This window comes from Providencia sp. PROV255 (assembly GCF_028478065.1).
Taxonomy (GTDB): Bacteria; Pseudomonadota; Gammaproteobacteria; order Enterobacterales; family Enterobacteriaceae; genus Providencia; species Providencia rettgeri.
The window spans coordinates 336,624-360,204 of the sequence record NZ_JAMPMI010000008.1 but is presented as its reverse complement, the minus strand read 5'-3'; the positions used below and the strand labels follow the sequence as shown (position 1 = coordinate 360,204).

The 23,581-nt window shown below is 40.2% G+C and carries 18 protein-coding genes; 12 read left to right on the top strand and 6 right to left on the bottom strand.

What is annotated here, in order from left to right:
* Window positions 1-6 precede the first annotated feature (6 nt).
* The 5 genes from arnT (at window position 7) to PR725_RS08540 (ending at window position 4,063) form a co-directional block, all read left to right on the top strand.
* Entirely contained in the window at window positions 7-1,665 is a 1,659-nt protein-coding gene (arnT, locus tag PR725_RS08560; RefSeq protein WP_109911254.1) for a lipid IV(A) 4-amino-4-deoxy-L-arabinosyltransferase, read from the top strand.
* Window positions 1,662-2,009, top strand: coding sequence for a 4-amino-4-deoxy-L-arabinose-phosphoundecaprenol flippase subunit ArnE (arnE, locus tag PR725_RS08555; protein WP_209101390.1), 348 nt, complete (start codon window positions 1,662-1,664; stop codon window positions 2,007-2,009). The genes arnT and arnE overlap by 4 nt, the downstream gene beginning before the upstream one ends.
* Complete coding sequence (arnF, locus tag PR725_RS08550; RefSeq protein ID WP_004910382.1) at window positions 2,006-2,413, top strand: 4-amino-4-deoxy-L-arabinose-phosphoundecaprenol flippase subunit ArnF; 408 nt, start codon at window positions 2,006-2,008, stop codon at window positions 2,411-2,413. The genes arnE and arnF overlap by 4 nt, the downstream gene beginning before the upstream one ends.
* A gap of 81 nt (window positions 2,414-2,494) precedes the next feature.
* Window positions 2,495-2,983 (top strand): C40 family peptidase, encoded by a 489-nt coding sequence (locus PR725_RS08545; protein ID WP_004910384.1) that lies wholly within the window; start codon window positions 2,495-2,497, stop codon window positions 2,981-2,983.
* Window positions 2,984-3,046: 63 nt separating this feature from the next.
* Window positions 3,047-4,063: a lipoate--protein ligase A gene (locus tag PR725_RS08540; protein ID WP_109911255.1), complete on the top strand. Its 1,017-nt coding sequence runs from the start codon at window positions 3,047-3,049 to the stop codon at window positions 4,061-4,063.
* Between the two features lie 236 nt (window positions 4,064-4,299).
* On the opposite strand, the gene PR725_RS08535 is transcribed toward PR725_RS08540, so the two are convergent.
* The 5 genes from PR725_RS08535 to ppsR all read right to left on the bottom strand — a co-directional run bounded on the left by PR725_RS08535 (window position 4,300) and on the right by ppsR (window position 11,015).
* On the bottom strand, window positions 4,300-4,671 hold the full coding sequence (locus PR725_RS08535) for a helix-turn-helix domain-containing protein (RefSeq protein WP_004910390.1): 372 nt from the start codon (window positions 4,669-4,671) through the stop codon (window positions 4,300-4,302).
* A 630-nt stretch (window positions 4,672-5,301) separates the two neighbouring features.
* On the bottom strand, window positions 5,302-6,330 hold the full coding sequence (locus PR725_RS08530) for a hemin-degrading factor (protein WP_109911256.1): 1,029 nt from the start codon (window positions 6,328-6,330) through the stop codon (window positions 5,302-5,304).
* Window positions 6,331-6,435: 105 nt separating this feature from the next.
* A complete protein-coding gene (locus PR725_RS08525) occupies window positions 6,436-8,610 on the bottom strand; it encodes a TonB-dependent receptor domain-containing protein (protein ID WP_272568531.1) in 2,175 nt (724 codons plus the stop codon).
* Window positions 8,611-8,978: 368 nt separating this feature from the next.
* Complete coding sequence (locus PR725_RS08520) at window positions 8,979-10,028, bottom strand: 3-deoxy-7-phosphoheptulonate synthase (protein ID WP_110731879.1); 1,050 nt, start codon at window positions 10,026-10,028, stop codon at window positions 8,979-8,981.
* 123 nt (window positions 10,029-10,151) lie between these two features.
* Entirely contained in the window at window positions 10,152-11,015 is an 864-nt protein-coding gene (gene ppsR, locus PR725_RS08515; RefSeq protein WP_110731880.1) for a posphoenolpyruvate synthetase regulatory kinase/phosphorylase PpsR, read from the bottom strand.
* Window positions 11,016-11,277: 262 nt separating this feature from the next.
* On the opposite strand from ppsR, the gene ppsA reads away from it, so the two are divergent.
* Window positions 11,278-13,656: a phosphoenolpyruvate synthase gene (ppsA, locus tag PR725_RS08510; RefSeq protein WP_109911260.1), complete on the top strand. Its 2,379-nt coding sequence runs from the start codon at window positions 11,278-11,280 to the stop codon at window positions 13,654-13,656.
* A 711-nt stretch (window positions 13,657-14,367) separates the two neighbouring features.
* Here the strand turns inward: ppsA and ydiK are convergent.
* A complete protein-coding gene (gene ydiK / locus PR725_RS08505) occupies window positions 14,368-15,483 on the bottom strand; it encodes an AI-2E family transporter YdiK (RefSeq protein WP_109911261.1) in 1,116 nt (371 codons plus the stop codon).
* Between the two features lie 256 nt (window positions 15,484-15,739).
* On the opposite strand from ydiK, the gene ydiJ reads away from it, so the two are divergent.
* The 6 genes from ydiJ (at window position 15,740) to sufD (ending at window position 23,577) form a co-directional block, all read left to right on the top strand.
* Window positions 15,740-18,793, top strand: coding sequence for a D-2-hydroxyglutarate dehydrogenase YdiJ (gene ydiJ, locus PR725_RS08500; RefSeq protein WP_272568527.1), 3,054 nt, complete (start codon window positions 15,740-15,742; stop codon window positions 18,791-18,793).
* Complete coding sequence (locus PR725_RS08495; protein ID WP_109911263.1) at window positions 18,793-19,209, top strand: hotdog fold thioesterase; 417 nt, start codon at window positions 18,793-18,795, stop codon at window positions 19,207-19,209. The genes ydiJ and PR725_RS08495 overlap by 1 nt, the downstream gene beginning before the upstream one ends.
* A gap of 409 nt (window positions 19,210-19,618) precedes the next feature.
* A complete protein-coding gene (gene sufA, locus PR725_RS08490; RefSeq protein WP_004910405.1) occupies window positions 19,619-19,987 on the top strand; it encodes a Fe-S cluster assembly scaffold SufA in 369 nt (122 codons plus the stop codon).
* 16 nt (window positions 19,988-20,003) lie between these two features.
* Window positions 20,004-21,503 carry a Fe-S cluster assembly protein SufB gene (gene sufB / locus PR725_RS08485; RefSeq protein ID WP_109911264.1) on the top strand — a complete coding sequence of 500 codons (1,500 nt, stop codon included), beginning with the start codon at window positions 20,004-20,006 and terminating at the stop codon, window positions 21,501-21,503.
* A gap of 45 nt (window positions 21,504-21,548) precedes the next feature.
* Complete coding sequence (sufC, locus tag PR725_RS08480) at window positions 21,549-22,295, top strand: Fe-S cluster assembly ATPase SufC (protein WP_109911265.1); 747 nt, start codon at window positions 21,549-21,551, stop codon at window positions 22,293-22,295.
* Window positions 22,270-23,577, top strand: a complete 1,308-nt coding sequence (gene sufD, locus PR725_RS08475) for a Fe-S cluster assembly protein SufD (protein ID WP_117161975.1) — start codon at window positions 22,270-22,272, stop codon at window positions 23,575-23,577. Before sufC ends, sufD begins: the two co-directional genes overlap by 26 nt.
* Window positions 23,578-23,581: the final 4 nt, after the last annotated feature.

The following is a 23,581-nucleotide window of genomic DNA, read 5'->3' as shown; positions in this document are numbered from 1 at the left end:
CAACCTATGTTGAATAACCGAGCGAGCAAAGTAGGAGCCTCTCTGCTGGCTCTTTTTTTTATCCTAACCTATTTGTTGCCGTTGAATAGTCGTTTACTTTGGCAACCAGATGAAACGCGATACGCAGAAATTAGCCGTGAAATGTTACAGCGTGGCGATTGGATTGTTCCTTACATGCTGGATGTACGCTATTTTGAAAAACCAGTGGCAGGTTACTGGATAAACAATATTAGCCAAATGATCTTTGGTGAAACTAATTTTGCTGTTCGCTTTGGTTCGGTTTTTTGTATTCTTCTCAGTGCATTACTTGTCTATCGTATGGCAAAGATGATGTGGCGTAATAACCACGTTGCCTATGTTGCAAGCCTCATTTATATCTCGATGTTCTTAGTGTTTTCCATCGGGACCTACAGTGTACTCGACCCAATGTTGTCTTTATGGATAGCGGCAAGTATGTTTTGTTGCTTGTGGGCAATGAAATCGAGGGAAGTAAAGTCCAAATTAGCGGCGTGGCTTTGTCTTGGGCTAGCTTGTGGCATGGCATTTATGACCAAAGGCTTTTTAGCCCTTGCTATTCCAGTGATTGTCATGCTGCCTGTCACAATCTATCAAAAGCGGTTTCTTGAGCTACTCAAATATGGGCCGCTTGCAATAATTTCTGCGGTTATTATCAGCTTGCCATGGGCTTTGGCGGTTGCAAAACAAGAGCCTGATTATTGGCATTATTTCTTTTGGATTGAGCACATTAAGCGGTTCACGGCAGATGATGCTCAGCATATCGCACCGTTTTGGTATTATATTCCGATTATTATTCTTGGCGCTATTCCATGGGCAGGGCTGTTACCCGGTGCTATCATGAAAGGTTGGAAAGAACGTAAATCTAGTCCTGATATGTTTTTCTTACTGTGCTGGTTTGTTGTTCCCGTCATCTTTTTCAGTATTTCCCGCGGTAAGTTACCAACGTATATGTTGCCGTTTATGGCGCCATTGGCATTGCTTATGGCAAAGTATGGGGTTGACTGCGTTCGTAGTGGTAAAATGAAAGCATTGAAAGCTAATGGGATTATTAATGTTGTATTAGGGATCGCTGCGGTTATAGCGGTAATTGTCGTGAGCACAGTGATCAAAAAGCCGTTATACGAACCTGATGAATGGTCAAAAATGGTGTTAGGTGTCGTTGCCTTTTCTATTTGGGCGATTATCGGTTACCTATGTACGGTATTAAATGCGAAATATTGGTTATGGGCCGCATCGTGCTCTTTGGCCGTGAGTTTGTGTATTGGCAGTGCTCTGCCGAACAATACCATCGATTCTAAATTACCTCAAAACTTTATTCATCAAAATCATGATTTACTGATGAATAGCAAATATCTGATGGCAAGTAATGTTGGGGTCGCAGCCGGCCTTGCTTGGGAAACTCAAAATTCCAATATCTATTTATACAATAGTAGTGGAGAGTTAAGTTATGGGTTGGAATATCCAGATAGCCAACATCGCTTAATAAAACCGGACCAGTTTGCACAATGGCTGACAAAAGCACGTAAAGAAGGGCAGGTAACTGTTGTCTTTTTATTAGGCCGTAAAGAAGGTCTGCCAGATATTCCTAAGCCAGATGAAGTTATTAAAAATTCTCGTATGGCGATTGTGGTTTATCATCAACAATGATTGCACAACTATTACTGTTATTGCTGGTTAGCGTTTTGACCTGTATTGGACAAGTGGCTCAAAAGCAAGCCGTCGTCAATTGGCAGAGTAATAAAACCAATAAAACAGCATCAGCCCTTCGGTGGTTGGTGCTGGCGGTTTTCATGCTAGGGCTTGGCATGTTGTTTTGGTTGAAATTATTGGAAACCATGCCGCTAAGTATCGCGTATCCAATGCTAAGTATTAATTTTGTGTTAATTACGCTAATTGGCCAGTTTGTTTATAAAGAACAAACTGGGCTCAACCACTGGTTAGGGGTTGCTGCCATTATGTTTGGTATTTTGCTAATGAGTATCAGCGCATGAACAAGGGTTATTTATGGGTGATTGGCAGTGCGTTATTAGTTACAGTCGCTCAACTGAGCTTAAAAGCAGGGGTAGTTGAATTACCCTCATTCGCACTTGGCTGGCATTGGCTGCAATTGGATTGGTTACTCGCTAATATTACTAGTTTAGGAATTATTTTTTTAGGGTTAGTTTGTTATGCGTTATCGATGTTATGTTGGCTATTAGCATTAAAATACATAGCATTGAATAAAGCTTATCCGCTTATTAGCTTAAGCTATGTTTTCGTTTATTTATTAGCAGTTTTCTTACCTTGGTTTAATGAACCTGCTACAGGGTTAAAGGCCATTGGTATCTGTTTTATTTTATTAGGGGTATGGCTAATTAGCCGACCTAATAAATCATCAAGTGATAGAATAGAATAATTCTTAGTTGCTTATATTATAGTCTTCACGCACTATAATATAAGCAAGTTATCGTAATCAGATAGATAAATAAGGTGCTTTATGGTTATTAAAATACAACACCTGCCACTATTATTGTGTTTAGTTTTAATTGGTTGTTCATCGACATCCGTTAAAAGAACGCCACCACCGCCGCTAAAAACACAGTTATCTGATCCAATTATGACGATAGCGCAATTAAAAGACCAACTCGAGCAGTGGTATGGTACGCCTTATCATTATGGCGGCATGAATCAAAATGGTGTTGATTGTTCCGGTTTTGTCTATCGCACATTTAATGATCGCTTTGCCATTCAATTACCTCGTACAACGGTAGATCAAACTCAATTAGGCACACGGATTGATAAATCAGATTTGATGCCAGGGGATTTGGTGTTCTTTAAAACAGGTTCAGGAGAGAATGGATTGCATGTGGGTATTTACGATACCGATAATACATTCATTCATGCATCAACGAGTAAAGGGGTGATCCGTTCATCAATGGACAACGTTTATTGGCGAAAAGTGTTTTGGCAGGCAAGGCGTATCTAAATTCGCTATTTTCTTTAGTGATTATGCTATCTTAAGGGCAAGTTTTGTTTTAAGGATAGCCTAATGTCAACAGTACGTTTACTCATCTCTGAATCCTACGATCCTTGGTTTAACCTTGCGGTTGAAGAAACCATTTTCCGACAAATGCCAACCGACCAACGTGTTATGTTTCTTTGGCGAAATGCTGATACGGTGGTTATAGGGCGTGCACAAAACCCGTGGAAAGAATGTAACACTCGGAGGATGGAAGAAGATAATGTTCGTTTAGCACGGCGTAGTAGCGGTGGTGGGGCTGTTTTTCATGATTTAGGTAATACTTGTTTTACGTTTATGGCAGGAAAACCGGAATATGACAAAACAGTTTCTACACAAATTATTGTCGATGGATTGGCACTTGTCGGTATTAACGCACAAATCTCTGGCCGTAATGATTTAGTTTTAGAGACTGAAAGTGGTCCGCGAAAAATATCGGGTTCTGCATACCGAGAAACGAAGGATAGAGGTTTTCACCACGGAACCTTGCTGATTAATGCAGATTTAAGTCGCTTAGCAAACTATCTGAATCCAGATCCGAAAAAATTACAGGCAAAAGGAATTACGTCAGTGCGTTCTCGTGTGGCTAATTTATCTGAGCTTGTCCCCAATATTTCTCATGAAATTGTTTGCGAAGGAATAATTAAAAGCTTTTTTAATTACTTCGGTGAAACGGTCGCTGCTGAGTATATTTCCCCTGAAAAACTACCTGATTTGCCAAATTTCACAGACACCTTTGCAAAACAAAGTAGTTGGGAATGGAATTTTGGGCAAGCCCCGGCTTTCTCTCACTATTCAGATACCCGTTTTCCTTGGGGGGGAATTGAGTTTCATTTTGATATCGAAAAAGGTGTGATAAACCGCTGTCAGTTTTTTACGGATAGTTTAGACCCATCTCCTTTAGAGTGGCTGAGTGAGCAATTGACAGGTAAAGCGTATCAGGCAGAAACAGTACGTGCATTGAGCAAAGAGATGGTTGTGAAATGGCCGCAATTGCAGGAACAGTTGGCTGATTTGGAAAACTGGTTAGCCCATGAATTAAGTTAAAAAAAGAGCCGACATAGTCGGCTCAGACTGCGGATAAACATTTATGTTTAGCTGCGGTCTAATAGGTTATTGAAAATAAAAGAGGAAAATCAATTTTTTGATTTTCGACTGATAACACAAAGCGAGAAAAATCACACTTTTATCTTGCTTTGCCAACAACCTTGAGCCGACATAGTCGGCTCAGACATAGACTTCAAAATTACAAATAACTAATAGGAAGGGATGTTCTAAAATAATTAGTTATGACAACTACAGGTCATAAAATTTTTGCATTCAGGCAATTCACCTGATTGGCGAAATTTTGCAGGCGTTGTATCAAAGTGCTTTTTAAAGATACGGGTAAATGTCGCCTGTGAGCTAAAGCCATATTGCAATGCGATGTCAAGAATAGGTAAGTTACCTTCACGTAATGATTTAGCTGCTTCTAATAAACGACGTTTACGGACGTATTCGCCAAGCGTGCAACCTTTCATTTCTTTGAAAACACGCTGTAAATGCCATTTTGAATAACCGCTTTTATCGGCAATTGTGTCGATTTTGATGCCTTCATTGCGTTGCAACTGACTTTCAAGCCATTTAACAATATCGTTGACTACACTTTCTGACATATTTACCTCCTACTCAAGTAGGCTATTGTTCATTAATAACTAATAATAACTCACGAAATTAGGGTCTATTCTTCCTGTTTTTCCGATATATCGATAGGCCAAACGTGCGGTTTTTAAATGAGAATAGCTATTAGTACAATAGATGTTGATAAAATTAACATTTTAAACATTCATTATTGTATGTTTAAAAATGTTTTAATTCAAATAATTATGTTATTTTTGTTGTTTTGCTAGGTGAGTTGAAGGCGTTTTTTTTGTTATGTTCAAAAAAATTGTTCAATCCATTCGAAATTATTAACCAAGTAAATAATTGAAAAATTATTGTTCCATTTGTAATCGTTTTTATATAACAATAAACAGGAAATTCCGAGGTAATTGTCATGGTTGGAAATCTCTGTAATGACAATATTTGCAGGGTTAATAACTAATATAAACTACAAGTAAAACACTTTATGCGGATAATGGAGGATTATTCTCTTTCCATATCAAAAAGTGGCTTATGTCGCTGTCGTGAATTAATGAAGCAAAGGGTTCTATGGTAAATTTCATCTCTAACTTAATCACAATATTTGCTTAAAAAGTATTCGGAAATTTACCATTAGAAGCCCAACAATTTTTTAATACTTTTTATTATAAGCGAGATATAGAAAGAATTTGTTCACTCCATTCTATTTGTTCTGGCGTACCTTCTATACGTTGCCCATACATTTGAATAAGTTGATTACCTTGCTTATCAAAGACCTCTAAACTAGTTACAAACCCATCTTTAGTCGGTTTTCGAGTCACCCAGCATTCGGAGATACCATTTTCAATGAAATGCAATTGAAAGTTATGACCAGAAATATTGAGCGAATTATTTTTTGTTAACTCTTTTATTTTGCCAGTAAAAATCTGAACACAGCCACGATTTCCGACAAAAAGCATCACCTCATTTTGTGCTTGGTATGCAAGAGAAAGCAGATCAGATAAGGCGGTGGTAGGAACTTGCCATGCTAATTCTTGGCTAACCGCACGGAAAACTTGCTGACGACTTAAATTATGTTTTTGTAAAATTCCAAAAAACTGGTGCACATTAGTCATATCTCGCCATTGTTGTTCTAGCTCAGTGGCTAGTTCTTGACTAATTTCTTGTGTTGAAGGTGGGAGAATTTCTTTTGGTACAATAGGTAAGTTATCCAGCGAAGCATAGCGTTCAACAATAGCCTGCCACTCAGCCATATCCGTTTTATCTGTAGCATAAACCTGATGTAATGCGTCCCCATGCTTATCAAAAAATTGCATACTATGGCGTAGCCCTGTTGAGGTTTCTTCAACAAGAGCAAAAGTGGAATCCCATTGTGCAAAAAACATGCGTAAATCGAGTGCTTTAGGATTTAAAAATAGCCCGCCATGGTGACTAAACCGCGGGTTACTATACTCACCGGTTTGAATACTGATGGCATAGTTATTGCGTGTTATTCCCTTCGCTTGGCCGATAGAGACTAAATTTTGCAAGATATCTGCCGGTTTTCCTGATAATCGAAGAACTTTCTCATTTCCTACACGGCAATGAACTAGTTGTGCTTCTGAAACCTGAAGTAAGGCAGCGATTTTGTGAGGGCATAAGTTAGAATGTGATTTTTGAATTTGTTGGTAATCATTGTAGAGGTTTGAGTTCACAAATTTTTCCTTGAAAAATTAAGATTGCCGGGAGAAAGTCATCAACTGATTTGTTTTATTTTAAATACTAGCCAAACCAGTTGATAACATGCGATTTTTAATGCGTTACCATGAGTAATTTACGTTAAGGTGGAAATTTCGACCTTCCTGAGGAACACCCATTGAAGAAACATATTGTTTATCGAATGCGTTCTTCATCGTTAGTGTTGAGCTGAGGCCTTTAATAAATTGGTCGGCTTGATAGTTGAGATAAAAATCATGCAGGCTATAACCTGCCTGTTGAATAACCTCTTTGTGGTAGCGGTCTAAGCCTTTATCCGATTTATGGTGTGATAACTGGTATTTTACATTACCTTCAAATGCAGTTTTTCCCGTAAATTCGCCGATCCAGCCGATATTGACTCCTGTCTCAAGTACGGGAGCATTGAAGCGAGCAACTAGGGTTTCAGGACGTATTGATGAAAGGGAATAATGTGAGCCATCTTCATTACCTTGGGTTAGGTTGTGACTGAGATTAAGCTCAAACCATTGTGTTTTGTAATGGATAAAACTATCAAATCCGCGAATAGTGGCAGAAGGTATATTTACAAAATAAAGTTCTTTCGGAAAATGTTCGGTTCTAAACTTTCTTATGTTAAATATTTCTTCGTATTCTCCTTCAAGAGCAATGTGGTCTTTGGCTTTTGTATAGAAATAAGTTGAACCAAAATGTAGAGAGTCCCTCGCTATTAGCAGATCATCGAAACTGAGTTTTACCCCTGCTTCTATAGTTTTATTGACTTCCGGTAGTAATTCCGGGGAAGGGCGGAAGTCTGATTTCATTCCGATGAAAGGGATCGTGAAATGATTTGAATTGTTATACAGCTCGCTCATGCGTGGGGTGCGGTAACTTTCCGAATAAGAAGAAAAAATATTTACCCAGTGTTGTGGGGTGGCACTGACAGCAAAACGTGACGACCAATTAGTATGAGCATTTTTAGCTATGCGCGTGCTATCTGTTTGATATCGTGTAAAACGAGTGCCCGCAGAGAACGTGATAGGTAAGTGTTGTAATGTCATGTCATTGACTAGCCAACCTGAAGTATTAGTTAATGACGCTGCCGGGTAGCTAATCGCATATTGGTTTGATTTTTGTTGTTGTGCGTAATACTCAACTCCACTTTGGATATGATGATTTGCCCAGCGATACATTGGAATGGTGAAGCTATTGGCGAATTTAGTTCCATAGGTGTATTGATTTCGCCTTTCTGTACCGTACTCTTTGGGTTTTGTGGTGATCTTGACCGTGTCAGTTTGGTCTAGAGATAAATCACTATAGTAAATATCCCACTCAGCCTGCCAGTTAACGCTATTTTTAGGGGTAAAGTATTGGCTTATCGCGACATCAAATTGGCGACTGTTTCTTTCATGTGGTGTATTCGGATAACGCTCTTTGGTTGTTGGTTTACTGGGTTGTTTCACCCCTAAGCTTTCATTGCGATAATCTTTTAACTGAATTGCTAAAAGGTAAGAGGGAGTCGCTGCCCATGTGGTTTTTAGCATCCAATTATGAATATTTTCATGATTATCGATGTGTGCAAAATCAGGTGAGCCAATCAAATTTTTCTTGCGTTGACTGTAGCTGATTAATGTATCAAGAGTGTTGAGACGCCCGAATAGTGTTCCTCCTGCATAGTAACTATGTTCATTGTGATCTATACCGCTGAAAATACGGCCACCTAGATTTTGATTGGGTTTCAAAATATCAGTAGCATTTAATGTTTTGAAAGAGACTACCCCCGCCAAAGCGCCACCGCCATGGTGTATCGAAGAGGAACCTTTATGGATATACACCTTTTTTACTAAAGTTGGGTCAATAAATGTTGCATCATATAGGCCAGAATTAAAGTCCTGAGTGATATTATCAACGGTTACTTTTACGCCTCGGGGATCATAGCCCCGCATTTGAATACTTTGCCCATAAGTACTATTGGAACCAGAGACAAACACCCCAGGTTGGCCTTTTAATAAATCAAGGGCGGATGTGGCGGCTTGCTGTTCGGGGGCTTGGGCATCAATAACCTCAACATTCTCTGCAACAGCAATTTTTTCTAAGTCATAAGGTGAGGTAGAAACGTGAATAATGTCGCGGGTATCCGTTGTTGATACTGCTTTTGCGGGTAATAAATTTTCAGCTAAGGCTGTGTTGTTAAACCCTGTCATTATAATGGTAGCTGCAATAGCGGAGAGTGGTATTTTATGTTCTTGATGAGTTGATGTAGGCATCGATTTAAACAGCATAGGAAATCCTTTCCTTTGGTTTCAAAATTTGCTGGCTGCCTGGATAAAATCTCTGGGTGGCATGCAATAAGTGTTCGCGTAGCGTATTTATTTGTTAGAACTATTTAGCACTGTAATGTTGTAGCGGATAGTCGGGCTGGGCTACAGGAAACCGAACGCATAAATTAGTTCGTAGTGAGAATTATTATCGTTAGCGTGGGGTGGGTCAAGACTTTTTTGGATTAAAATTCTATTTTATTTGATTAATTGGAGTATTATATCGTCTTGATTATATTTAAATAATAATTATTTCTGATTTAAATATAAAGAAGCCCTTTAGTGAACGAAACTAAAGGGCTTGTAATAGAAGAATTTTGGAATTATTGGGTTTATTTAAAGCGTGATTCAACAGCTTGAGCAAGAATTTCAATAAGTTGCTCGGTGTCTTCCCAGCCAAGGCATGGGTCGGTAATTGATTGACCATAAACCAAAGGTTGGTCAGAAACCACTTTTTGCGTGCCTTCAACCAAGAAGCTTTCTGCCATTACACCACTGATAGCGGTAGAACCATCTTTTATTTGTTCAGCGATATCTCGAGCAACTTCGAGTTGTCGACGGTGAATTTTTTGGCAATTACCATGGCTGAAATCGACCACTAAATGCTCTGGTAATTCAAATTTACGTAGTTTGTCACAAGCTGCGGCTAAGTCACCGGCAGTGTAATTAGGTTGTTTACCCCCACGCATAATGATATGACCATGTGGATTACCACTAGTTTGGTAAATGGTCATTTGCCCATTTTTATCTGGTGATAAAAACATATGCTGTGCCTTTGCAGCTCTTATTGCATCAATGGCAATATTAATATTACCGTCTGTGCCATTTTTGAAACCAACAGGACAAGATAATGCGGATGCCATTTCACGGTGAATTTGGCTTTCTGTTGTGCGAGCACCTATTGCTCCCCAACTAATCAGATCTGCAATATATTGCCCGGTGACCATATCAAGGAATTCGGTTGCCGTGGCTAACCCTAATTGGTTAACTTCAATTAATAATTTACGAGCTAACCGGATACCGGTATTAACTTGGCAAGAATTATCAAGGTTTGGGTCAGAAATTAACCCTTTCCAACCCACGACAGTACGTGGTTTCTCAAAGTAAGTTCGCATGACGATTTCTAAACGGTCTTGATGATGCTCTCTTAATGCGTTTAATTTTTTAGCGTATTCAATAGCCGCATCGATGTCATGAATCGAACAAGGGCCAACAATAACCAGTAAACGCGGGTCTTGACCGGATAATATTTGTTCTATGCGTTTGCGTGACGCTGTCACGTTTTCAGCGACTTTTTGGGAAATAGGAAACTCATCAGCGAGAGTTTGTGGGGTAATTAAGCTATCCACTCTCGCAGTACGTAATTCATCAGTTTTGTGCATTTTCTTTCTCAAAGAACTTTAATAGGCGTATGCCCTATAAGTGATTAAGATCACAATAAACGAATGTGGCGTAATTTCAACCTCCAACTTAGCTGGAATGAATATTTTTTTTATTTGTATTCATTAAAAGATTCGTCTTTGTAAGCCCATGGTATCAATCACTTTTGCGGAAATTTCTTCAACAGAGTAGTTAGTTGTATTTAAATAATTGATTTTATTTTGTCTAAATAAAGCTTCAACTTCAGCTATCTCAATACGACATTGCCTTATGGAAGCATAGCGGCTATTTTCACGGCGCTCTTCACGGATGGCAGCTAACCGTTCAGGGCTGATAGTTAAACCGAACAATTTATGCGTATATGGGCGTAATGCGGCTGGTAACTGTAAGTTATCCATATCGTCAGCCGTAAATGGGTAGTTTGCAGCTTGGATACCAAATTGCATCGCTAAATAGAGACTTGTTGGTGTTTTGCCACAACGTGAAACCCCTATCAGTATCACTTGGGCTTGATCCAGGTTTCGTAACGAAATCCCATCGTCGTGAGCCAGTGTATATTCAATGGCAGCGATACGTGCATCATATTGATTCATATTCTGCATAGATAAACCATGGGTTCGGTTAAGTTTGGGTTCAGGTTCTAGGCCGACTTCTTTTTGAATCGGGGCGACTAAGCTCTGAACGATATCTTGGCAGAACCCGGCACTTTGAGTGATGATTTGCTTTACTTCGGGGGAGATAATCGAATAGAACACCAAAGGGCGCAATTGCGTTTCTTGGAAGATAATATCAATTTTTTGTTTAATTTCCTGCGCGCGAGCTTCGCTTGTGACAAACGGCAGAGTATAAGAAATAAATGACAGCGGAAATTGAGAAAGTACGGCATGCCCCAAAGTTTCAGCGGTGATCGCTGTTCCATCAGAAATAAAAAAAACAGTGCGTTGAACTTGGCTTGCCATATTATTCATTGCTCCTAATTCGGTCATCATTATTTGTCTCTTATTGTATTTATCACTGGATATTGGGAGATATTATCTTTGTTTAAAGTTTAAAAATTAGTTTATAGGGGGAACTATAGCCATTTTTTGAACGATTTTTAGAACAAAAAAGTTTTCTTCAGTGATGGAACGATTCACCAGTCCATCTTCTCTTAGCGTCTGTGCTAGTCTATTTCACGAGGCGAATTTTCGCCAACGAGATTTTTTACGATTTGTACTCTGTCACTAAATTGCTATAAAAGGATCGCTTTCAATGTCCACAAATGGCCTCACTCCGTGTAATGTACTTTGGTATAACCAATTAGGGATGAATGATGTTGACCGTGTTGGGGGCAAAAATGCTTCTCTCGGTGAAATGATCACTAACTTATCTGATCTGGGAGTATCCGTACCTAACGGTTTCGCGACAACCGCACAGGCGTTTAATGATTTTCTGGAGCAGAGCGGTGTAAATCAGCGCATTTATAACCTGCTAGATGAAACGGATATTGATGATGTGAACCAACTGGCTGTAGCAGGTGCTCAGATCCGTCAATGGGTGATTGATACACCGCTGACGAAGGAGTTGGAACAAGATATTCGTGATGCATTCGCGCAACTGTCAGAAGGTGAAGCGGAAGCCTCATTTGCTGTCCGTTCATCGGCAACGGCTGAGGATATGCCTGACGCTTCGTTTGCAGGGCAACAGGAAACATTCCTTAACGTTCAAGGGATAGACGCAGTCTTAGTTGCGATTAAACACGTTTTTGCTTCATTATTTAATGACCGTGCGATTTCATATCGCGTTCACCAAGGTTATGACCACCGCGGTGTAGCACTTTCTGCGGGTGTTCAACGCATGGTACGTTCAGATTTAGCCTCGTCGGGTGTCATGTTTACGATTGATACTGAATCAGGTTTCGACCAAGTTGTATTTATCACTTCTGCGTATGGTTTAGGTGAAATGGTGGTACAAGGCGCCGTGAACCCTGACGAGTATTATGTCCATAAACCAACGTTAACCAGCAACCGCCCTGCGATTGTACGTCGTACACTGGGCTCAAAAAAATTACAAATGGTGTATGCCAATAGTAAAGAGCACGGTAAACAAGTACAAATCGAAGATGTGCCAGAGGCTCTACGCAATCGTTTCTCTTTGGCTGATCACGAAGTTGAAGAACTTGCACGTCAAGCTTTACAGATTGAAAAACACTACGGTCGCCCAATGGATATCGAGTGGGCAAAAGATGGTCATAATGGGCGTTTGTATATTGTTCAAGCAAGGCCAGAAACCGTTCGTTCTAATCAACAAGTGATGGAGCGTTACCAATTAAAACAACAAGGACAAGTTTTAGTTGAAGGGCGTGCAATTGGTCATCGTATTGGCTCAGGGGCGGTTAAAGTTATTCATAACTTGAGTGAAATGGATAGAATTCAGGCGGGGGATGTACTCGTTACCGATATGACCGACCCTGATTGGGAGCCAATCATGAAAAAAGCGGCTGCGATTGTTACCAATCGTGGTGGACGCACCTGCCATGCTGCGATTATCGCTCGTGAGTTAGGTATTCCAGCCGTTGTCGGTTGCGGTGATGCGACTGACCGTTTGCAAGAAGGCCAAGAGGTGACTGTCTCTTGTTCTGAAGGCGATACAGGCTTTGTATATGAAGGTAAACTTGCATTTGAAATTCACAGCTCTGAAGTGAGTGATATGCCAAGTCTAGATGTCAAAATTATGATGAACGTCGGTAACCCTGACCGTGCATTTGATTTTGCTTGTTTACCTAATGAAGGCGTGGGCTTAGCTAGGCTTGAATTTATCATCAATCGTATGATTGGTGTTCACCCAAGAGCGTTGCTGGAATTTGATAAGCAATCTCCTGAGCTACAAGCAGAAATTCGCCAAATGATGGCAGGTTATGATGACCCGATTGAATTTTATGTCGGTAAATTAACCGAAGGAATTTCGACTTTAGCCGCAGCCTTCTGGCCAAAACGCGTTATTGTCCGTTTATCTGACTTCAAGTCAAACGAATATGCCAACTTAGTCGGTGGGGATATTTATGAACCTGAAGAAGAAAACCCAATGTTAGGTTTCCGTGGTGCAGGGCGCTATGTGTCTGATAGCTTCCGTGCCTGTTTTGCATTGGAATGTGAAGCGGTTAAACGTGTTCGTAATACCATGGGCCTAACAAATGTTGAAATCATGATCCCATTCGTTCGCACGGTTGCACAGGCGGAAGCCGTAGTTGCAGAATTGGCTAAACATGATTTGAAACGTGGTGAAAATGGCTTAAAAGTTATTATGATGTGCGAAATCCCATCAAATGCTTTACTGGCTGATCAATTCCTCGAACATTTTGACGGTTTCTCTATCGGTTCGAATGATATGACTCAGTTAACATTAGGTCTTGATAGGGACTCGGGTGTTGTTTCTGAATTATTCGATGAACGAAATGATGCCGTGAAAGCGATGTTATCCATGGCAATACAGGCTGCAAAACGCCAAAATAAATATGTAGGCATTTGTGGGCAAGGGCCATCCGACCATCAAGATTTCGCTCAATGGTTGGTTGATGAAGGTATTGATAGTTTATCTTTAAACCCTGACACCGTTGTGCAAACATGGCTAACGATAGCTGAAAATCAATAACTATTTAGTTTTTTAATTATCAAGGCTGAATGTGAATAGCATTCAGCCTTTGTGTTTACTTAATCAAAGCTACCTATTATAGAAATTGATAACTTCTATAATAGGTAGTTTGATATTAAATAGTTTTGAATAAGTGGTTGTGTAATGCTTTTTAGGCATAAACAAACAATAAGCTAAATATAATTACCCTTATTATGCGTATTAAATTTAACAGGCAAGTATATGCTAAATAAGAGTAACGTAAGTTAATTAATTATATAACGCCAAAGGAGTATTATAACGGATAATAATGACAAAAATTGATGTTAATCAATAATTATAAAGTGATGTTCTGATTATGACATGAATAGTATTCATATTAAATAAAGATAAAAAAAAAGCCTATCATGGGCTGACAGGCAAAGACTACACACAGCAATTCAGTTAATAAAGCAACGCCTAAAGGGGGAAGGGCGCGGCTTCTTAGATTCATATGATTCAATAATTGAATATTAAACTATTCATATTATACAATCATTAAGAACACTCTCAATATTAATATTACTCATTGTTACTTAAAGAGAATTAATTCAATAGATTTATGTTAACATAAATTAGACTAAATACTAACGTTAGAATGTTAAATATTGTTTCTAAATATTAATGGAACTAGATTTATTAAGTTCGCAAGCATGTATAGCTTAAACATACCTGCGACTAATTGGCGGTATACTACTTTTTAATCGAAAACTCTTCCTCTAGAAACTTTTCAGTTTCTGTTAAGTCTTCATTCGGAACAGCGACTTCGTTCATCCAAGCTTTTAATAAGCTGTAAGAAACTGCTAATACAACCGGGCCGATAAACAAACCAATCATACCAAATGATAAAATTCCCCCAATAACACCAACAAGGATTAGAACCATGGGTAAGTCTGCGCCCATTTTAATTAACCATGGGCGAAGAACGCCATCCATAGTAGCGACAACGGCAGCCCAAATAGCCAAGATGATCCCCCAGGTCGTATCACCTGTCCAAAATAGCCATAACACGGAGGGGATCATGATTAATAAAGGCCCTAATTGAGCCACACAGCAAATAAACAATAGAACAGTCAAGATTGCTGCGTAACCGATACCAGAAAGAGCGAGGCCAATGCCACCGACAATGGCTTGAATGAGTGCAGTCACAACAACACCTAACGCAACGGCTCGAATAGATTGTGCGGCTAATACGACAGCTGCATCTCCACGGATCCCTGCAAGACGCACAGCAAAGTGGCGGATACCAACCATGACTGATTCGCCTTTAAGATAGAGTAAACCACTAAACAGCAGCATTAACATCAAGTGAAAAACAAATCTTCCTGCGCTAATAGCTTGTGTGGCAAACCAACCTGCGGCTTGGCCAAAGTAGGGTTGAATTTTGGCAAGTAAAGCATTACCCCCACTGGCAACTAAGCTATGCCATGCATAGTAAATTTTTTCACCTACCATCGGGATAGTATTTAGCCATTCTAAATCAGGCAGCGTTAGGCTTGATGGTGATTTAGCTAAATCAATAAGTGGAGTACTATTTTCAATAATACTGCCAATTAGGATACCTAATGGGATAACGAATAATAGTAATATAAGAAGAACCATCACTAATGCAGCTAACCAGCGCTTGCGCCATAAGCGAGCTTCGAGTCTTAATAATAGTGGCCAAGTTGCAATTACCATCATTCCCGCCCATACAAAGCCAAGAATAAATGGATTAAGTACCCAAAAACAGGCTGCTATCATTAAAACGATGGATAATAGGCCGAAAATAAGTTTGGGAAGATCCAAGCGTTTTTGAGATTTTTCCATTAATGATTGATCCTTTGCAAATGAAAATTCTGCGTGTCTAGCAAATTTTTAGGTGAAAATAACGTAATTATTTTTCACGGTTAAAAAAAACAATATTGTGATATGGTTCATGATGACAATGTCATCAGCGGCTGTGCTGTCTTTACAGGCTGTGAAGATAACTCATCATAGACCTCAGACACTATTGTGCAACTTAAAATAAAGATAGTACATAACGAGTAATGCGAACACTAAACAACAAGAGTCATCGTTAATAATGATCCCGCGTATATCAGAAGCTCCTCATCTTAGTCATTTAGTTATTGAGTTCTTGCATGAGCTACAAGAACACGGTTTTACTGGGGATAACGGCACCAGCTATGCTGAGCGTTTATCCATGGCGACAGATAATAGTATTTACCAACTATTACCCCAAGCGGTTGTGTTTCCGCGTTCGAGTGCAGATGTACAAATAATCACTCGGCTTGCGGGGCAAGCGAAATTTCGTGAGCTTAGCTTTACCCCTCGGGGAGGGGGAACGGGAACTAATGGGCAATCCTTAACCGAAGGGATTGTTGTGGATATGTCCCGTTATATGAATCGAATTTTAGAAATAAACCCAGAGCAAGGTTGGGTTAAGGTTGAAGCAGGGGTCATCAAGGACCAATTAAATCAATATCTCAAGCCTTATGGCTATTTCTTTTCACCGGAGCTATCTACCAGTAACCGAGCAACGCTAGGTGGAATGATCAACACTGACGCATCAGGCCAAGGTTCATTAGTCTATGGTAAAACCTCTGATCACGTGTTAGGCGTTAAAGCCATGGTTTTAGGGGGAGAATGCTTAGATACGCGCGCTATGCCTATCGAACTCGCCCAAACGATTGCGTCAGAAGATTCTACAGTGGGGCGTATTTATAAAACGGTGTTAGAGCGCTGTTTAGAGCAACGTTCTCTAATTGAAGAAAAATTTCCCAAATTAAATCGTTTCCTGACAGGGTATGATTTACGTCATGTGTTTAATGATGAGTTAACTGAATTTGACCTTACTCGCATTCTCACTGGCTCAGAAGGCTCTCTTGCTTTTATCACTGAAGCAACATTGGATATTACGCCACTTCCTAAAGTACGTCGTTTAGTGAATGTGAAATATGACTCATTTGAGTCTGCACTGCGTAATGCCCCCTTTATGGTACAAGCCAAAGCGCTATCAGTTGAAACTGTAGATTCAAAAGTGCTTAACCTAGCGAAAGAAGACATCGTTTGGCATTCTGTTAAAGCCTTAATTACGGATGTGCCAAACAAAGAAATGTTAGGGTTAAACATCGTTGAATTTAGCGGCGATGATGAAGATGAAATCAATCAATTGACTGAAAGCTTGTGCCAACGCTTAGATGAATTAATGGCGAATAATCAAGCTGGGGTGATTGGCTATCAAACTTGCCATGATCTTGAAGATATTACGCGTATTTATAACATGCGTAAAAAAGCCGTGGGGCTGTTGGGTAACAGTAAAGGTGCGGCGAAGCCAATTCCATTTGTTGAAGATACCTGCGTTCCTCCTGAGCATCTTGCTGATTATATAGTGGAATTTCGTGCGTTATTAGACAGTCATAACTTAAATTATGGCATGTTTGGTCATGTGGATGCAGGAGTATTACATGTTCGTCCAGCGCTGGATATGTGCGATCCACAACAAGAAGTATTGATGAAACAAATTTCTGATGAAATTGTTGCATTAACTGCTAAATACGGTGGGTTGTTGTGGGGGGAACATGGGAAAGGTTTTCGTGCACAATATAGTCCTGAATTTTTTGGTGATGAGCTATACGGTGAGTTGCGCAATATCAAAGCGGCATTTGACCCCGATAACCGCTTAAATCCGGGTAAAATTTGCCCACCTGCGGGGTTGGATGCACCGATGAAGCAGGTTGATGGCATCAAACGAGGAACGTATGACCGACAGATACCAGTCCAAATGCGCCAAGAATTCCGTGGTGCAATGGAGTGTAATGGTAATGGGCTGTGTTTTAATTTTGATGTGAAGAGCCCGATGTGTCCATCCATGAAGGTGAGTGGTCAACGAATTCATTCTCCAAAAGGCCGTGCGACACTTGTTCGTGAGTGGCTAAGGCTATTAGCTGAACAAGGTGTTACACCAGAACACCTTGAAAAGGGCATTACACAAGACCAACCGTCATTGCGTGGGCTGATAGAAAAAACACGTAACACTTGGCGCGCTAAACAAGGTGATTATGACTTCTCTCATGAAGTGAAAGCCTCAATGGCAGGATGTCTTGCCTGTAAAGCCTGCTCAACGCAATGCCCAATTAAAATTGATGTCCCATCATTTAGAGCTAAGTTTTTAGCGTTGTATCATGGGCGTTATTTGCGTCCTATTCGCGATTATATTGTTGCAAATGTTGAAGCGAGTGCACCTTTATTTTCCAAAGTGCCCGGCGTATTTAATTTCTTTTTGCGTCAACCGGTGGTGCAAAAACTGAGTCAACATACTATCGGTATGGTGGATTTGCCGTTGTTCTCTCAACCAACATTAAAACAAGAACTTTCAGGTCATGCAGCGGTTTCTGTCACGCTTGAACAACTTGAAAGTATGACGGATTCACAACGTGAAAAACATGTGCTGGTGGTTCAAGACCCTTTCACTAGTTATTACGATGCCAAAGTGGTGGCAGATTTTGTCCATTTAATTGAGAAATTAGGTCTTAAGCCTGTGTTGCTACCGTTCTCGCCGAATGGAAAAGCACAACACATCAAAGGCTTTTTAGCGAAGTTTGCTAAAACGGCTCGTAAGACGGCAGATTTTTTAAATCGAGTGGCAAGATTGCAGTTGCCAATGGTCGGTGTTGACCCCGCACTAGTACTTTGTTATCGCGATGAATATCATGAAATTTTAGGCAAAGACCACTGCCAATTTACGGTGATGTTAGCGCATGAATGGTTAATGACATTGCCTGAACCACACAATTTGCAAACCACATCGACCCAGCCGTGGTATTTTTTCGGTCATTGTACTGAATCAACGGCTTTACCTAATAGTGCGAATCAATGGGCGGTGTTATTTGCACGCTTTGGGCAAACATTAAATAATGTTAGTGTTGGCTGTTGTGGCATGGCTGGGACTTATGGGCACGAAGTGGCCAATCTTGAAAATTCAAAAGGAATATATAACTTATCGTGGAAGGAGGCGATGTCTTCTTTGCCAAAAGAACGTTGTTTAAGTTCAGGTTATTCCTGTCGTAGCCAAGTTAAACGCATGGAAAATGTATCGATAAAACATCCGATTCAAGCGCTGCTGGAGATAGTTTAATGATTTGGAAACGTCAATTTAATTTGCAGCAACTCGCTGAAATGTCAAAAACCTGCATGTTAGGGCATCTCGGTATTGAAATCACGGCAATTGGCGATGATTATTTAGAGGGGATAATGCCTGTTGATCATCGCACCAAACAGCCTTTTGGGTTATTGCATGGCGGTGCTTCTGTTGTATTAGCTGAATCCTTAGGTTCAATTGCGGGTTATATGTGCTCGGAAGGAGAACAAAAGGTGGTCGGGTTGGAAATCAATGCCAATCATGTTCGTGCTGCTCGCTCAGGGGTTGTTAAGGGTATTTGTAAACCTATCTATTTAGGGCGCCGTCAGCAGGTATGGAATATTGAGGTTTTCAATGAGCAAGGCAAATTGTGTTGTACTTCTCGCCTGACAACCGCCGTATTATTTGAATAATAACCATTTTAATTGCAGGGTTTTTTGGCTAAGGAAAGGTCAGAAAACCCGATAAAACCCTTTATTTTGTATGGTTTTATGCCCATTCTTTCTATAAATTCATTTTTTATCAAGTTAATTAAGTTGTATAATAAATGCACCTTTATTAATTTGTGTCATTAAGTGTATTATTTAGTACAAATTTAAATAAAAAACACAACTCTACTTATTTATTGTTTATCAATGGGTTAAGCTTGTTTTTTTGTAATTTTGTTTGTTTTATAATCTGAAAATGAACAAAAAAAGAGCTATAATAGCTATAACCTCTTAAAACAAATGGTTGAAGTCAATTAGCTAATCATTACCATAGGGTAGGCAGAGTTAATCTCCTGATAACAGGCTGAAAAGCCATAAGAAATGTGGGGTCAATATGACTGACGGTGTAGAGACATTTTCATTTGATGAAAACAATTGGCAGGGAGTTAGCCTGACACAAAGCGCTGCAAAACAAATCAAAAAATTGATGGTGCAAAACCCAAATACAAAAGGGCTTTCACTCGGCGTAAAACAGTCTGGCTGCGCAGGTTTCGGTTATGTGTTTGAAATGATCGAAAACCCAACAGACCAACACCTGTTATTTGAACTCGATGGCGCACATCTTTATGTGCCAAAAGAAGCAATGCCATTTATTGATGGCACAGTCGTTGATTTTGTCCAAGAAGGGCTGAATCAAATTTTCAAATTTAATAACCCGAAAGCCCAACATGCCTGTGGGTGTGGTGAAAGCTTCGGCGTTTAACATGTGAAGTCAGATTATGTCACAGAGCAATGTAGAAGTTGGCGATGATGTTCAAAGCTGGCTTGATGACCAGCGTTATAAAGAAGGCTTCTTTACCGAAGTCGCAACGGATGAAATGGCGAAAGGCATTAACGAAGATGTTATTCGTGCAATTTCAGCTAAACGCAATGAGCCTGAGTGGATGCTCCAATTCCGTCTTGATGCCTTTAATCACTGGAAAGGCATGGAAGAACCTCATTGGCTTAAAGCAAATTACCCAAATCTCGATTACCAAGACTATAGCTATTACTCTGCGCCATCTTGTGGCTCATGTGATGATACCTGTGGTTCGCAATCTGGTGCTACACAAGGCACAGGTGTGGCGGAAACCAATAATTATTTAACGGCTGAAGTTGAAGAAGCCTTTAACCAATTAGGCGTTCCTGTACGTGAAGGGAAGGCCGTTGCGGTTGACGCCATTTTTGACTCGGTCTCAGTATCTACAACTTACCGTGATGACTTAGCGAAACATGGTGTTATTTTTTGTTCGTTTAGTGAGGCTATTCAAGAATACCCTGAACTGGTACAGAAATATCTCGGGTCAGTCGTTTCGAGCCATGATAACTTTTTTGCTGCATTAAATGCGGCAGTGGCTTCAGATGGTACCTTTGTGTATGTACCAAAAGGCGTACACTGCCCAATGGAGCTATCAACGTATTTTAGGATCAACGCAGCCAAAACCGGCCAGTTTGAGCGCACGATTTTAATTGCTGATGAAGGTAGCTATGTGAGCTATATCGAAGGGTGTTCTGCACCTGTTCGTGATAGTTATCAGCTCCATGCGGCGGTTGTTGAAGTTATTATTCATAAAGATGCCGAAGTTAAATATTCGACTGTCCAAAACTGGTTCTCCGGTGGAGATAGCGAAGCCGGTGGGATCCTAAACTTTGTGACTAAGCGTGCATTGTGTGAAGGTGATAATTCAAAAATGTCATGGACACAGTCAGAAACTGGCTCTGCCATCACATGGAAATACCCAAGCGTTATCCTTAAAGGAGACAACTCTGTCGGTGAATTTTACTCCGTTGCATTAACGAACGGCAATCAACAAGCGGATACAGGAACGAAAATGATCCATATCGGGAAAAATACCCGTTCAACGATCATTTCTAAGGGTATTTCTGCAGGTAAAAGCCAAAACAGTTATCGCGGTTTAGTGAAAATTCTACCGAGTGCACATAACGCTCGTAACTTTACCCAATGTGACTCTATGTTAATTGGCACCCAATGTGGTGCACATACATTCCCATATGTGGAAGTTAAGAATAATACGGCACAACTTGAACATGAAGCGACAACCTCACGTATTGGGGAAGACCAGTTATTTTACTGTTTACAACGTGGTATCAGCGAAGACGATGCAATTTCAATGATTGTAAATGGTTTCTGCAAAGATGTGTTCTCGGAGCTTCCATTAGAATTTGCCGTAGAAGCACAAAAATTACTGGCGATCAGCTTAGAGCACAGCGTTGGCTGATCCTAATCGAGTTTATTTGCGCTAAAGCGCTAAAGGCATGTAAATATGTTAAGTGTTAAAGATTTACACGTGAGTGTAGAAGGTAATGAGATTTTAAAAGGGTTATCTCTGGAGGTAAAACCAGGGGAAGTTCACGCCATTATGGGGCCAAATGGCTCTGGTAAAAGTACATTATCCGCCACACTTGCTGGCCGCGAAGAGTATGAAATTGATAGCGGTGAAGTGACGTTTAAAGGTAAAGACCTATTTGCACTAGATCCAGAAGAGCGTGCAGGGGAAGGTGTTTTCCTTGCATTCCAATACCCTGTTGAAATTCCAGGGGTCAGTAACCAATTTTTCTTACAAACGGCAGTCAATGCGGTTAGAGAATATCGTCAGCAAGAAGCATTAGATCGTTTCGATTTTCAAGATTTTATTGAAGACAAAATCAAATTATTAGAAATGCCAGAAGATTTACTTGCGCGTTCTGTCAACGTAGGTTTCTCCGGTGGTGAGAAAAAACGTAATGATATCTTGCAGATGGCAGCTCTAGAGCCTCAATTGTGTATTCTCGATGAAACTGACTCTGGTTTAGATATTGACGCGTTGAAAATTGTGGCTAATGGCGTGAATTCATTACGTTCGCCTGAGCGTTCTTTTATCATCGTAACCCACTATCAGCGTATTTTAGATTATGTGAAGCCTGACTTTGTCCACGTGTTATATCAAGGGAAAATCATCAAATCAGGTGATTTCAGTTTAGCGAAAAAACTGGAGGAGCAGGGTTATGGCTGGCTTATTGACCAACAGTGAAAGAGCACAAAAACGTGCGGAAGTTGCGAAGCTTAACGAGCAAGCAATGTCACGTTTTTCTGAATTATTTGAACTACGACATGGTGCGAATTCTCAACATGCTAAAACCCATTGGGAAATAGCAAAACAAGTTGGTTTACCTGTGTTTCGCCATGAAGATTGGCACTATACTCCACTAAATACTGTACTTGAGACTCAGTATCGTTTTAGTGATGGTGATGTTGTAGCACAAGACTGCGAAGCACTGGCTCTGCCAATTGATGCATATCGCCTTGTTTTAATTGATGGGTGTTATAGTTCTGCATTGAGCTCTATTGATATGGGGCCATTCCAAGTGGCTTTGCTTGATAACCAAGACTTGCTTCCTTCGCCTGTAAATAGCGAGATTTTTTTGCATTTAACCGAAAGCTTGGCGGTACAACCTTTAGTCGTCCACCTTGCAGCAAATAAAATAGCAGAAAAGCCATTATACTTGCTTAATATTTCAACAGGTAGTGGCGATAAACAGGCCACCAATATTAGCCAGTATCGGTACCATTTAACGTTAGATGCAAACAGCAAAGCCCAAGTTATTGAGCATTATGTTAGTTTGAATGAGCAAAGGCACATGACTGGTAGTCGTTTAACAGTTGAAGTCGGTGATAACGCAGACTTTAGTCACTTTAAGTTAAATGTTGAAAATGGCCAAGCTCAGCATTTTGCTCACAATGATATTGTTATTGGGCGCGATAGCCGTGTGAAAAGTACCAGTTTTTTACTTGGCGCATTATTAACACGAAACCATACAAGTGCTCGCCTTGACGGTGAAAATACTGAGTTTGAACTCAACAGTATACTGCTGCCTAAAGGCAATGAAATTGCTGATACTCGTACGTATTTAGAGCACAATAAAGGTTACTGCAATAGCCGTCAATTACATAAAGTGATTGCGATGGATAGCAGTAAAGCTGTCTTTAATGGCATGATCAAAGTCGCACCCAACGCATTAAAAACAGATGGTCAAATGACTAACAACACATTGTTGTTAGGTGAAAAAGCAGAAATTGATACTAAACCTCAGCTTGAAATTTATGCAGATGACGTAAAGTGTGGTCACGGTGCAACGGTCGGTCGTATTGATGACGAACAACTGTTTTATCTGCGCTCAAGAGGAATTGAGGGTAAGGCAGCAAAACATATGATTATTATCGCATTTGCTGCGGAACTTACAGAATCTATTGAATCGGAAGAGTTAAAACACGCTGTGATGGCAAACATCCGCCAGCGCTTAGCGGAGGTTTAATATC

Coding starts and splice junctions, on each gene's coding strand:
- PR725_RS08535 (WP_004910390.1), bottom strand. CDS start 4,671: ATGTCAGAAAGTGTAGTCAACGATATTGTTAAATGGCTTGAAAGTCAG.
- PR725_RS08525 (WP_272568531.1), bottom strand. CDS start 8,610: ATGCTGTTTAAATCGATGCCTACATCAACTCATCAAGAACATAAAATA.
- ppsR (WP_110731880.1), bottom strand. CDS start 11,015: ATGATGACCGAATTAGGAGCAATGAATAATATGGCAAGCCAAGTTCAA.
- sufA (WP_004910405.1), top strand. CDS start 19,619: ATGACTGACGGTGTAGAGACATTTTCATTTGATGAAAACAATTGGCAG.
- arnE (WP_209101390.1), top strand. CDS start 1,662: ATGATTGCACAACTATTACTGTTATTGCTGGTTAGCGTTTTGACCTGT.
- ydiK (WP_109911261.1), bottom strand. CDS start 15,483: ATGGAAAAATCTCAAAAACGCTTGGATCTTCCCAAACTTATTTTCGGC.
- arnF (WP_004910382.1), top strand. CDS start 2,006: ATGAACAAGGGTTATTTATGGGTGATTGGCAGTGCGTTATTAGTTACA.
- PR725_RS08495 (WP_109911263.1), top strand. CDS start 18,793: ATGATTTGGAAACGTCAATTTAATTTGCAGCAACTCGCTGAAATGTCA.
- PR725_RS08545 (WP_004910384.1), top strand. CDS start 2,495: ATGGTTATTAAAATACAACACCTGCCACTATTATTGTGTTTAGTTTTA.
- sufB (WP_109911264.1), top strand. CDS start 20,004: ATGTCACAGAGCAATGTAGAAGTTGGCGATGATGTTCAAAGCTGGCTT.
- sufC (WP_109911265.1), top strand. CDS start 21,549: ATGTTAAGTGTTAAAGATTTACACGTGAGTGTAGAAGGTAATGAGATT.
- ydiJ (WP_272568527.1), top strand. CDS start 15,740: ATGATCCCGCGTATATCAGAAGCTCCTCATCTTAGTCATTTAGTTATT.
- sufD (WP_117161975.1), top strand. CDS start 22,270: ATGGCTGGCTTATTGACCAACAGTGAAAGAGCACAAAAACGTGCGGAA.
- PR725_RS08540 (WP_109911255.1), top strand. CDS start 3,047: ATGTCAACAGTACGTTTACTCATCTCTGAATCCTACGATCCTTGGTTT.
- arnT (WP_109911254.1), top strand. CDS start 7: ATGTTGAATAACCGAGCGAGCAAAGTAGGAGCCTCTCTGCTGGCTCTT.
- PR725_RS08520 (WP_110731879.1), bottom strand. CDS start 10,028: ATGCACAAAACTGATGAATTACGTACTGCGAGAGTGGATAGCTTAATT.
- ppsA (WP_109911260.1), top strand. CDS start 11,278: ATGTCCACAAATGGCCTCACTCCGTGTAATGTACTTTGGTATAACCAA.